Origin of the sequence: Pseudomonas sp. CCNWLW23 (assembly GCF_037095675.1) — a bacterium.
GTDB lineage: Bacteria > Pseudomonadota > Gammaproteobacteria > Pseudomonadales > Pseudomonadaceae > Aquipseudomonas > Aquipseudomonas atacamensis.
This window is the reverse complement of sequence record NZ_JBAWKM010000002.1, coordinates 237,664-249,661: the sequence shown is the minus strand read 5'-3', so window position 1 is coordinate 249,661 and position 11,998 is coordinate 237,664. Positions and strand designations below refer to the sequence as shown.

The 11,998-nt window shown below is 60.6% G+C and carries 11 protein-coding genes; 4 read left to right on the top strand and 7 right to left on the bottom strand.

Annotation, left to right across the window (positions count from 1 at the left end; genetic code table 11):
• The first annotated feature begins 113 nt into the window (after window positions 1-113).
• Window positions 114-2,318, top strand: a complete 2,205-nt coding sequence (locus tag V8J63_RS04305; RefSeq protein WP_336463633.1) for an OsmC domain/YcaO domain-containing protein — start codon at window positions 114-116, stop codon at window positions 2,316-2,318.
• Between the two features lie 196 nt (window positions 2,319-2,514).
• Here the strand turns inward: V8J63_RS04305 and V8J63_RS04300 are convergent, their stop codons facing one another.
• The 3 genes from V8J63_RS04300 to V8J63_RS04290 form a co-directional block, all read right to left on the bottom strand.
• Window positions 2,515-3,030: a PaaI family thioesterase gene (locus V8J63_RS04300; protein ID WP_016774430.1), complete on the bottom strand. Its 516-nt coding sequence runs from the start codon at window positions 3,028-3,030 to the stop codon at window positions 2,515-2,517.
• Window positions 3,031-3,038: 8 nt separating this feature from the next.
• Entirely contained in the window at window positions 3,039-4,196 is a 1,158-nt protein-coding gene (locus V8J63_RS04295; RefSeq protein ID WP_073474876.1) for a GGDEF domain-containing protein, read from the bottom strand.
• A 105-nt stretch (window positions 4,197-4,301) separates the two neighbouring features.
• A complete protein-coding gene (locus V8J63_RS04290) occupies window positions 4,302-4,550 on the bottom strand; it encodes a hypothetical protein (protein ID WP_123442669.1) in 249 nt (82 codons plus the stop codon).
• Between the two features lie 167 nt (window positions 4,551-4,717).
• Between V8J63_RS04290 and V8J63_RS04285 the strand changes: the two genes are divergently transcribed.
• Window positions 4,718-5,359 (top strand): ATPase, encoded by a 642-nt coding sequence (locus V8J63_RS04285; protein WP_336463717.1) that lies wholly within the window; start codon window positions 4,718-4,720, stop codon window positions 5,357-5,359.
• A gap of 85 nt (window positions 5,360-5,444) precedes the next feature.
• Window positions 5,445-5,786, top strand: coding sequence for a hypothetical protein (locus V8J63_RS04280; RefSeq protein WP_071172017.1), 342 nt, complete (start codon window positions 5,445-5,447; stop codon window positions 5,784-5,786).
• An 811-nt stretch (window positions 5,787-6,597) separates the two neighbouring features.
• On the opposite strand, the gene V8J63_RS04275 is transcribed toward V8J63_RS04280, so the two are convergent.
• From V8J63_RS04275 to V8J63_RS04260, 4 genes are all read right to left on the bottom strand, one after another.
• Window positions 6,598-7,554 carry a 2-hydroxyacid dehydrogenase gene (locus V8J63_RS04275; protein WP_336463632.1) on the bottom strand — a complete coding sequence of 319 codons (957 nt, stop codon included), beginning with the start codon at window positions 7,552-7,554 and terminating at the stop codon, window positions 6,598-6,600.
• 31 nt (window positions 7,555-7,585) lie between these two features.
• Window positions 7,586-8,344, bottom strand: coding sequence for an SDR family oxidoreductase (locus tag V8J63_RS04270; protein WP_095179705.1), 759 nt, complete (start codon window positions 8,342-8,344; stop codon window positions 7,586-7,588).
• Between the two features lie 33 nt (window positions 8,345-8,377).
• Window positions 8,378-9,070, bottom strand: coding sequence for a fumarylacetoacetate hydrolase family protein (locus tag V8J63_RS04265; protein WP_125927442.1), 693 nt, complete (start codon window positions 9,068-9,070; stop codon window positions 8,378-8,380).
• 99 nt (window positions 9,071-9,169) lie between these two features.
• Entirely contained in the window at window positions 9,170-10,519 is a 1,350-nt protein-coding gene (locus tag V8J63_RS04260; RefSeq protein WP_336463631.1) for an MFS transporter, read from the bottom strand.
• A gap of 541 nt (window positions 10,520-11,060) precedes the next feature.
• On the opposite strand from V8J63_RS04260, the gene V8J63_RS04255 reads away from it, so the two are divergent.
• Window positions 11,061-11,993, top strand: coding sequence for a helix-turn-helix transcriptional regulator (locus V8J63_RS04255; protein WP_024012697.1), 933 nt, complete (start codon window positions 11,061-11,063; stop codon window positions 11,991-11,993).
• Window positions 11,994-11,998 lie beyond the last annotated feature (5 nt).

Below are 11,998 nucleotides of genomic sequence, written 5' to 3'. Positions count from 1 at the left end.
CCGTTGGAATTTCCAGCAGCGCCGGCCAGCGGCGAATCCCGAAAGGGCGAGACTTCCCGCACAAAAACCGGATAATGGCCGCCATTCGTTTAGCCGTATTCTGGTAATCCCGCATGGAAATCAAGGTCAATTTTCTCGACAACCTTCGACTTGAAGCCAAGTTCGACGACTTCACGGTGATCGCCGATCAGCCCATTCGCTACAAGGGCGATGGCTCGGCACCGGGGCCGTTCGACTACTTCCTGGCGTCGTCGGCCTTGTGCGCGGCTTACTTCGTCAAGCTGTACTGCGACACGCGCAACATCCCGACAGAGAACATTCGCCTGTCGCAGAACAACATCGTCGACCCCGAAAACCGCTACAACCAGATCTTCAAGATCCAGGTCGAATTGCCCGCCGATATTTCGGACAAGGATCGCCAGGGCATCCTGCGTTCCATCGACCGTTGCACCGTGAAGAAGGTGGTGCAGACCGGCCCCGAGTTCATCATCGAAGAAGTCGACAACCTCGACGCCGATGCCCAGGCCTTGTTGATGCCGCAGTCCGATTCCCAGGCAGGCACCTACATCGCCGGCAAGGACCTGCCGCTGGAACAGACCATCGCCAACATGTCGAAGATCCTTGCCGACCTCGGCATGAAGATCGAAATCGCCTCGTGGCGCAACATCGTGCCCAACGTCTGGTCGCTGCACATTCGCGATGCGCATTCGCCGATGTGCTTCACCAACGGCAAGGGCGCGACCAAGGAAGGCGCACTGGCGTCGGCGCTGGGCGAGTTCATCGAGCGCCTCAATTGCAACTTCTTCTATAACGACCAGTTCTGGGGCGAAGACATCGCCAACGCCGAATTCGTCCATTATCCGGACGAGAAATGGTTCAAGCCGGGTCCGAAAGACGAATTGCCTAGCGAAATTCTCGACGACTACACCCTCGGCATTTACAACCGCGACGGCGAACTGCGTGGCTCGCACCTGTACGACACCAACTCCGGCAACACCCAGCGCGGCATCTGCTCGCTGCCGTTCGTGCGCCAGTCGGACGGTGAAGTGGTGTACTTCCCGTCCAACCTGATCGAAAACCTCTACCTGAGCAACGGCATGAGCGCCGGCAACACCCTGGCCGAAGCGCAGGTGCAGTGCCTGTCGGAAATTTTCGAGCGCGCAGTCAAACGCGAAATCCTCGAAGGCGAAATGGCTCTGCCGGACGTACCGCAAGAGGTACTGGAGAAATACCCGAGCATCCTCGCCGGCATCAAAGGCCTGGAAGAGCAGGGCTTCCCGGTGCTGGTCAAGGACGCCTCGCTGGGCGGTGAATTCCCGGTGATGTGCGTGACCCTGATGAACCCGCGCACCGGCGGCGTCTTCGCTTCCTTCGGCGCGCACCCGAGCCTGGAAATCGCGCTGGAACGCAGCCTGACTGAACTGCTTCAAGGCCGCAGCTTCGAAGGTCTCAATGACTTGCCGCAGCCGACTTTCTCCGGGCAGGCAGTGACCGAGCCGAACAACTTCGTCGAGCACTTCATCGATTCCAGCGGTGTGGTGTCGTGGCGCTTCTTCAGCGCCAAACCAGACTTCGAATTCGTCGAATGGGACTTCTCAGGCCAAGGCGGAAACTCCAATGCCGAAGAAGCCGCGACCCTGTTCGGCATCCTCGAAGACATGGGCAACGAAGTCTACATGGCGGTCTACGAGCACATCGGCGCCAAGGCCTGCCGCATCCTCGTGCCGGATTACTCGGAAATCTACCCGATCGAAGACCTGATCTGGGACAACACCAACAAAGCCCTGCAATTCCGCGCCGACATCCTCAATCTGCACAACCTCAGTAAGGTTGGCTTGCGCAATCTGGTCCAAGGCCTGGAACGCAGCGAGCAGGACGACTACACCGATATCACCACGCTGATCGGCATCGAGTTCGATGACAACACACCGTGGGGCAAGTTGACGATTCTGGAACTGCGCCTGCTGATCTACCTCGCGCTGCAGAAGTTTGACGAGGCCAAGGATCTGGTTGAGGCATTCCTGCAATACAACGACAACACTGTTGAGCGCGGCTTGTTCTATCAGGCTGTGAATGTGGTGCTGGAGATGGAGCTGGACGAGGATCTCGAGTTGGAAGACTACGAGGCCAACTTCCGTCGGATGTTTGGTGACGAGCGTATGGATGCGGCGATTGGTTCGGTGAATGGCAGTGTGCGGTTCTATGGCCTGACACCGACGAGCATGAAGCTGGAAGGGCTGGATCGGCATTTGCGCTTGATCGAGAGCTATAAAAAGCTGCACGCGGCGCGCGCTGGTGTGGCGGCGTTGTCGCGCTGAAGAGCTGGCTACGAACGTTTCGCTTTCGGCTTGAGTGTGGCTGCGTGGCTTGAACCGCAGCCCCTCACCCCAGCCCTCTCCCGAGGGAGAGGGAGCCGATTTTCAAGCTTTTCAGAATTTGTGTTCGACTCGGTTTCCCAGGTCGGCCTATTTCCACCAGACACTGCGGTCAGTTCCCTCTCCCTTTGGGAGAGGGCTAGGGTGAGGGACTTTGGCTTTCGCGGCCATGCGCTGCATCCGCCAACTGCCCCGTATCCACCCGCACAAATACCGAATCACCCACTGCCGTGAGCACTTCCCCTGCATACACCTCGCAAATCACCCGGGTCTTGCGCCCGACTTCACCTTCGACCCGTGCGCGCAAGAGCAGCGGTACGCCCATCGGCGTTGGCTTGATGAACTTGATCCCGAGGTTACCGGTGACGCAGTCGATGCGCGGCAGGCTGCCGGCTTCGCGGTTTTCTGCGCGGTAGTGCCAGGCCATGGCGGTCCAGTTGGAGTGACAGTCGACGAGCATGGCAATCAGCCCGCCGTAAACCAGATCCGGCCAGCCGCAATATTGAGCGTCGGGCAGATGCTCGGCGATGACGTGGCTGCCGTCCTCATCCCAACGACTTTTCACGTGCAGGCCTTGCGGATTGCGGCCGCCGCAGCCGTAACAAACGCCTTCGGGGGCGGCGAGGTCTTGCAGCGGGGTGGCGTGGCTGGACATGGCTGGGGTCATCCTGGAGTGGCGAGGCCGGACAGGCGCAAGCGGTTGCGGCCGCCGCGTTTGGACTCGTAGAGCGCGGCGTCGCCAAGTTCGATCAGCGCCGCCAGACTGGCCGGCGGTTTGTCGAACAGGGTGGCGCCGATGCTCAAAGTCACCGCAGCGGACGTGGGATAGGTGTGCGACGCCAAGGCCAGAAACTGTTCGCGCAAGGCATTGCCCAATTCAAGGATAGCTTCGGCTGAGGCGTTGTTGAGCAACATCAGAAACTCATCGCCACCCAGCCGCGCCGTCAGCGCATGGGGCGGCAGCTGGGCGCGGATCATCTCGCTCAGAGCAATCAGCAAGCGATCACCGGCGATATGCCCGTACTGGTCGTTGACCAGTTTGAAGTTGTCGATATCGATCAACAGCAACGCACCCGGTCTTTGCGCGGAGACACCGGCCAACAGGCGTGGCGTGCGTTTTTCCAGGGCGCGGCGGTTGTAGAGGGCCGTGAGTGGATCGCGCTCGGCGAGGCGGGCGATCTGCTTTTCCCGGCGATAACGCTCAGTGCCGGTCATCGACAGGGCGATCAACATGATCGCCATCGCGCCTTCGACCAGCGAGATCTGAATGATCTCGCCACGAAACGCCGCCAGATCGATCAGCGTGCCGGGGATCACCACGGTCAGGGCCTTGGCCACATAAAAGATGCCGTGGCCGAGCAGCACATAGCGCAATTGCACCGCGCCAACGCTCAACGACTTGCCGTGCGGGCGCAGCAGCGAACTGGCCTTGAGTGTCGGGATCGCCACCAGCAGCGAGTTGGCCACCAGCATGGCCTTGGACCACAGCGGGCCGTCCGGCAACATCAACATGATCAGCCACGTCGCGAAAATCAGGTACCACGCCGGCGACAGTCGGGTCTGGGTGAAGCGCGCCACGCCGAGGAGGAAGAAGAAGTGCGCGGTCACCAGCAGGCCGTTGGCGAACCAGATGCCCAGCAGCAGAAAACCGCTGCTGCGCAGCAGAGCGAGGGTGGAACCGATGGTGATGGTGGCGAAACCGGCGCTCCAGAACAGTAGCGAAGGCTCACGGATGCTGCGCCACTCGACCGCCAGGTACAGCGCGGCAGCGGCTGCGAGGGCGATCGTGATGGTCAGCATCGTTGGCGGGTCGAGCGGCATTTCCGGGCAGGCCTGTCTGTATGGCAATAGGCCTGCGATTGTAAGCGTTTGGTCAGGTTTTTCGCAGGGGGCGCGTTGCCGGGCAGACCACTGGCGCTCCAGCGGTCACTCTTGCGGGCTTAGCCAGGTGTCTACCACGCGGCGATCGAGCTCTTCCCAATAGGCCATGCCCAGCACCCGCGTGGTGTTGAGCCCGCGCAGATAACCGCGCAGTTGCTGGGCAGTGTCGCGGATCAATTGTGCATCGCGGGCGTTTTTGTCCAGCAGGACGCTTTCGTACTGCATCAGGTATTCGGCTACGCGATCGCGATATTCGGGCAGCACGGCGTCACGGATCAGATCAAACGTTCTCAAGGCGAGACCCTCATCATTTTTCTTGAATGTGCTCAGTGTGCATCAGTCTGCGCGACGCGCAACTATTGCTGGAAGTAATAGTGACCATCAAGAAACGCAAGTTCTGCTTTGCCGGCGATCGGCGGAAAATCGCCTCCATCGAAGACGCAGCTCAAGGAAATTGCGCGATGAACATTCTGACTCGACTGGCAATGATCGCCCTGCTGATGGGCGGGGTGGTTACTGCACCGGCTTACGCAGACGACGCCCGGTCGTGTCACCTGCAACCCATCGCCGCCAGCGCCTCGGCGTTGCAGCACACGCAGACCGTGGGTGTGTTGTTGAGCGAAAACACGTTGCAGAACCTGCAATACCTGGAGCGCTACCACGACATGGCGCTGAACGGTGCGAAAGACGCACCGGACTCGCGAATCCGCGACGCCTTTGTCGGCAGCTCCGACCCGGAACTGGCCCTCGACTGGCTGGTGAGTTCGCTGCAACAGCAGTTCGTCTCGGTGACCGTCTATGACAACCTCGATGCGCTGGTTCAGGCCCATCCGGACGTGGTGGTCAAGCTCGACACGTTCAACCGCTTGCTGACTCAGCGCAACAGTTTGGTCGAGGCGCGTTTTTCCGCACGGTTCTACGACGCCGATCTGCAGTACATCGGCAAGGCCGAGGGAGCGATCGAGCAAGAGTTGCCTTCGGTCTGGGTGCACAACCAGGCGGCGCCGCAGATCGCCGCGCAGATCAATCAGCAGCGTGACCTGCAACTCAATGCGCTGAAGCAATTCGATGTGTCGCTCAAGGCCCTGGTGGCGTCGAGCTGATTCTTAAAACGTAAATGGCAACGGCGGCGCCGTGAAGTCGAACCGTTGCCGGTTGAACCGAACCTTTATTTTCAGGATTTACTCCATGCGTCCTTTATTCGTGCCAGCCATGGCTTTTGTTTCCCTGTTGCTCGCCGGTTGCGCTTCGGCGCCGAACGATCCGACCCTGACCTTGCAGACCAGCAAGACGCCGGCGCAGTACGCCGATTGCGTGGTGCCGAAATTGCAGGGCAGTGCCTTGAATCCGACGGTTTCGCAGAGTCAGCGCAGTTATCGAATTGTGGTGCCGAGCAAGGTGTCGGCGGATAACGTGCTGGAGGCGTACAAGGCGGGGAAGGGCGGCAAGGTGTTCATTTATGAGCGGCATTTGCTGGCGTCGAATTTGTTGCCTTCGAGTTTTGAGCGGGCGGCTCAGGAGTGTATTTGATCTGAGCGCTTGAATGGTTTTGACAGAGCTCCTTTGGTTGGCCGCAACCAACCAATTTTTTCGCCCCACACTGGTTTTCGGTTGTGGGGTTTTTTTTGGGGATTTGGCGGCCTTTGGGCCGACCATGCTTTGGGTTTTTGGGTGTATATCCTTTTTTGGTGGTGTTGCGGCTGGCGGTTTCGCCCTTACGGCGAGGCACTTTTTCCAGACGCCGAAAAAGTACCCAAAAAGGCTTCGCCCTGACGTTCGGCCCGCTCGCTGGAGCTCGGGGTTCCTTCGCTCCGGAATCGATCCGGGCGCAGCGGCTACGGTTTGCTTCGCTGCACCTCCTTCCGCTGTGTCTGGCTGCGCCAGACGGTCGCTGCGCTCCCACCCCCGGATCAATCCCTCCACTCAGCCTGCCGACGGGCTCCAGGATCAAAAGCTACTCGAGCTTGCGCTCATTGTATTGAGTGGTGAAAAGCGATGGGGTCTGCTTTTGCTTTTCTGTGGGAGCGAGCCTGCTCGCGAAGGCGGCCTGACAGCCGACCTGTTCTTGAGCGGAACGCGATCCAACTGGAGCTGCCGAAGGCTGCGATCTTTTGATCTGGCCTTCGCTTTTGCTTTTCTGTTGAGAGCAAGCCTGCATTGGACGTTGGGTGTTGACCAGTTCCTGTCTACGCCACAAAAACCTGTGGGAGCTGGCTTGCCAGCGAAGGCGGCCTGACAGACGCCCCATTTCTCACTGAATGTACGCAATCAAACCTGTGGGAGCGAGCCTGCTCGCGAAGGCGGTGTGTGCCGCGATCACGAACAGCGCTCCGGAACCCGTTCACCCGGTCACACACCCAACCGGCACCTTCCCCGCAAACGTATCAACCAGACTCGCCACCACCATTTCCCCCATCCGCGTGCGTGTCTGCAATGTTGCGCTGGCCCGATGCGGTTGCAGAACCACTTGTTCATTAGCAAACAACGCTTCAGGCACATTCGGTTCATCAACGAATACATCCAGCCCAGCCCCGGCGATTTCCCCAGCCGAAAGCGCGGCCACCAGATCCGCCTCGTTCACCAGTTTGCCCCGGGCGACGTTAATCAGATAACCGTCCTTGCCCAGCGCTTGCAGCACTGGCGCGTCGATGATCGCTTCGCCCTTGTCCGCCGCGGCGGCGAGGATCAGGGCGTCGCTGTCGCGGGCCAGTTGTTTGAGGTCGGCGACGAAGGTGTGGGGGACGTCGCTCATCGGTTGCAGGTCGGTGTAGCTGATCGGGCAGCCGAAGGCGGCGGCGCGGGTGGCGATGGCGCGGCCGACGCGGCCCATGCCGACGATGCCGATGCGCATGCCGGAGACTTGTCGGGCCAAGGGCAGCGGGGCGAGTGGGGTCGGGCTTTGTGGCCATTGGCCGGAGCGCACGTAGCGGTCGCTGGTGCACAGGCCGCGACAGACCGAGATGAGCAGGCCGATGGCGAGGTCGGCGACGTCTTCGGTGAGGGCGCCGATGGTGGCGGTGACGCGGATGCCGCGATCGCGGGCGTAGGCCAGATCGACGGCATCGGTGCCGACGCCGTTGACCGCGACGACTTCCAGGTTCGGCAGTTGCGCCATCAGCGCCTGGCTGATGCCGGTGTGGCCGCCGGTGATCACGCCACGGATGTTGGCCCCGTGTTCGTTTATGTAGGCGGGTTTGTCCGCTTGCTGGTAGTAGCGGCGTACGGTGAACAGTTCGTCCAGACGCGCGTTGATTTCCGGGATCAGGATCGGGCTCAGTTGCAGGATTTCTGGCTTCATGGCTACCTCGTTACGCAATAAAAAGGCCGGCTCAACCGCGGCCGGCAAACGGCATGGCGCTGGCCATGACGGTCATGTTCAGGACGTTGGCCGACAGCGGCAGGCCGGCGATGTAGCGCACCGCATCGGCGACGTGTTTGACGTCGACCATCGGCTCGACGGCGATGCTGCCGTTGGCCTGGCGTACGCCTTTGGTCATGCGCACCGACATTTCTGTCAGGGCATTGCCGATGTCGATCTGGCTACAGGCGATGTTGAATTCGCGGCCATCCAGCGCCAGGGACTTGGTCAGGCCGAGCACCGCATGTTTGCTCGCGGTGTAGGCGCTGCTGAACGGGCGCGGTGTGTGTGCGGAAATCGAACCGTTGTTGATGATGCGTCCGCCCTGCGGCTGTTGTTTGCGCATCAGCCCGAACGCGCCGCGAGCGCAGAGAAAGACACCGTTTAGGTTGGTGTCGATCACGTTGCGCCATTGCTCAAAGGTCAGTTCATCCAGCGGCACGGCGGGGGCGTTGACGCCGGCGTTGTTGAAGACCACATCGAGGCGGCCGTAGACCTCGGCAATGGTCGCGAACAGCACGTCGACACTGGCCGGATCGCGCACGTCGGTGGGTACCGCCAGCGCTGGGTGACCCTGGCTCTGCGCCAGTTCGACCAGCGCTTGCAAGGGCTCGGGCCGGCGTCCGGCGAGCACCAGGGTGAAACCATCGGCCATCAGGCCCAGCGCCACGGCGCGGCCGATGCCACTGCCGGCGCCGGTGACCAGCGCGACTTTCAAAGAGGTCGTCATAGTGTTGTTCTCCTTTTTCTCAATCCGCTGGAATCAGGGCCGTGGGCCGACGCGCATTTCCAGGTGGCCGATGCCGTCTATGCCAGCGTTGATCACATCGCCCGGTTGCAGGCTGTCAACGCCGGCGGGGCTGCCGGTCATGATCAGGTCGCCGGCGCGCAGGGCCACGGATTGCGAGATGCGCGCGATTACTTCACTGACCGACCAGATCTGGCTGTCGAGGTTGTCGCGCTGGCGTTCTTCGCCGTTGACGTTCAGCCACAACTCGCCCTCGGGATGGCCGCTGCGGCTCACCGGGACGACGGCAGTCATCGGCGCGGCGCCGTCGAACACCTTGGCGCCTTCCCACGGCAAGCCGTTGCTCTTGGCTGCGCGTTGCACATCGCGGCGGGTCAGGTCGAGGCCGGCGGCGTAGCCCCAGACGTAGGCGAGCGCTTGATCCTCGGGGATATTGGCGCCGCCTTCACCGATGGCGACGACCAGTTCGATTTCGTGAACGAAGTCCTCGCACACTGAGGGGAAGGCGATGTCGCCGACGGCGTCGACCACGCAGCTTGCCGGTTTCATGAAAAACACTGGCGGCTGGCGCGACTGGCCTTGAGTGTCCGGCCATGGGTAGTTGCGGCCGACACAGAACACCCGGCCAACGGGGAAGCGCTGCTCGGTGCCGAGTACCGGCAAAGTCACGGGCAGATCCGGGGTAAAGACGTATTCAGTCATGTTCATCCTGCGGGTCATCCTGTTTGAAAGGGCAGCGTACGGCGGCTGGCGTCGGTGAAGTTGGACGAAAGCCGCCTGCCGTTGGACAAATCCGGGTATTTCGCCTCAGCGCACCTTCAGCTCGATGCGATACAGGCGCCCGAGCAGTAACGAATAGGAGAGGGTGCCGATCAGCGCCACGCCGCCGATAAACCAGAAGGCATAGGCGAAGGTGCCGGTGGCGTGGACGATGGCGCCGATCACGATCGGCGTGACGATGCCGCCGATGTTCGCCGCCAGGCTGGTAATGCCGCCGGTGAGGCCGATCAGCTCTTTCGGCGCGACTTCCGACACCGCCGCCCACGACGAGGACGCGATGCCTTGGGCGAAGAACGCGATGGTCAGCACGGCGATGCAGATCAGGTTGGAGTCGGTGAAATTCACCAGCACGATCGACATGCCCAGCATCGAACCGACCACCAGCGGCAACTTGCGCGCAAACGACATCGAGTAGCCGCGACGGATCAGCAGGTCGGAAACGATGCCGGCCAGCAGAATCCCCACCGTGGCACCGACGAAGGGCAGCACGGCGAAGATCCCGGCCTTGATCATGGTCAGTTTACGTTCTTCGATCAGGTAGGTCGGGAACCAGGTGAGGAAGAAGTACAGCGCCGAGGTGCTGGCGAATTTGCCGATGCAGATCGCCCAGATCTGCCGGTAGCTGAACAGCTCGGCGATCTGCCGCCAGTTGAAACGCGTGCGCTCCTGGCTGCTCTTGACCAGACCGCCGCCGGTTTCGATGTACTTCAATTCTTCCTGGCTGACTTTCTTGCAGTTCAGCGGATCGCGATACAGGTACAGCCACAGCACACCGAAGACGATGCCGAGTGCGCCGGTGCTGTAGAACACGTGGCGCCAGTCAAAAGTGGTCGCCAGCCACAGCAGCGCGCCGGTGAACAGCGCCGTGCCGAGGTACTGACCGCACACGTAAATGCTGCTGGCCATCCCGCGTTCCCGCGCCGGGAACCACACTGTCACGGCGCGACTGTTGGCCGGAAACGCCGGGGCTTCCATGGCGCCGACCGCCAGGCGCAGGCCGAACAGCGAGGCAAATCCTGTGGCGAAGCCCTGGCAGACGGTGACGGTCGACCAACTGATCAGCGAAACGCCATAGGTGAAGCGCGAGCCAAACCGGTCGGCAATGAAGCCGGCCGGCACCAGCGCCAAGGCATAGGTCCAGGCGAACGCGGAAAAAATCAGGCCCATCTCGATCTTGTCCAGGCCCAGGTCCTTGGCCATGAACGGCGCGGCGATCGAGATGTTCACCCGGTCGATGTAATTGATGATCGTCGCGATCAGCAGCAAAGACAGCATGAACCAGCGCCGCCGGGTAGGCAGACGCTGCGCCGAAGCGGCATCGCGTGCACCGGCTATCACCGGCGGCACCGTGGCACTGGAAGAATGGGAGTTGGACATGCGGAGACCTCGTTATTGTTAGAAGAATCGAGATTTTTCAAGCAGCCGATGCCGTTGCCCGCAACGTGTGGGGCAAGGCAATCGAACGGGTTGCAGCGCGGCTTTCAGACGTTCAGGAACGTCTTTGTGCAATTGATTTCAAGGGGAGGTCGGGCGGGGCGGCGAGGGGAAATAGCAGGATCATGACGTGCGCACCTTTGATTGTTTTTGAAAGAGGTTGGGCTGCGTTGGTCATTACAGTGGTCGTACAACGGTTCTAAATCAACCGATGGGTTAGAACGTTTTTTCTTGAAAAAAGTGGGTTTGGCGAACGTGTCCAAAAAGATAAATACGATTTGTCTTGAGAATAAAGATCAGGATCATATCCCAAGATACTGAAAAATAACGACTATCTTGATTTTTGTAGTAATGCGGTTTTTGGACAGGCTCATCGCGAGGCTTCTTTCAAAAAAAACAACGTCATCGTATGACTCATTGCCGCCCACCTCCCAACCCTGCAAGATGACAGGCGCCACCTCACTGCCCGGAGGACCTTCTGCCCATGTCTTCACCCAGCCGTATCCCGACTTACGTCATGCAGCAACGCAGCGAATTGACCGATTTCTACATTCGCGACAAAAAGGGTCGGCGCGCCGAAACCGCGCCTCACCGGCACGAGTACTTCCAGATTCAGATCAATCTCGGTGGCGACACCGTGCAGCACATCGGCAGCGTCCAGCGGCCATTCCCGCGCAACACCCTGGCGTTCATCCTGCCGCACCGCGTGCATGTGATTCCGCATCCCGCAGACAGCAATTTCATCGTCATCAATTTTTCCCAGACGTTTCTCTTGCCGCATCTGCAATGCGACCCGATGGATCTGGAAGAGGTGTCAATCCTGCTCGCGCCGGAGCTGTCGCCGTTCCGCTTTCAGGAACATCTGGATTTCATTTTGGGCGATGAGGATTTCGCTCAGGTCTGCGGCCTGATCGAACAGATGCGCGCACTCGATGAGAACCGTCAGTTCGGCACGCGGGAAATGCTCAAGGGCTTGTTGCTGCAGATGATCGGTAGCGTGTGTTTTCTCTACGCCGAGCCGCTCAAGCGTCTGGCGGAAGAGAATGCTGCCGAGAACAGTCGTCGCGACGCCTTGAGCCGCATGTTCGAGTATTTGCGGAAGAACATCGCCGATCCTGATCTCAACCTGATCAAAGTCGCCGCTGCGACATATCTGTCACCGACCTACCTGACGCACTGGCTGCGCAAAGAGATCGGCAAGACCTTCACCGAGCTGGTGCTGGAGCGGCGCATGCACGCGGCGCGCAACTTCCTCCTCAACAGCACGCGCTCGGTGGGCGAGGTGGCGCGGTTGTGCGGGTTCGCCGATGAGGCCTATTTCTCCCGGCGGTTTCGCCAGATTCATGGCCAGCCACCGGGGCAGTTCCGCCGCCGCCAGCTCAACCCGGACACGCCGCAGACGCCACTGAATACTTAGAGCGG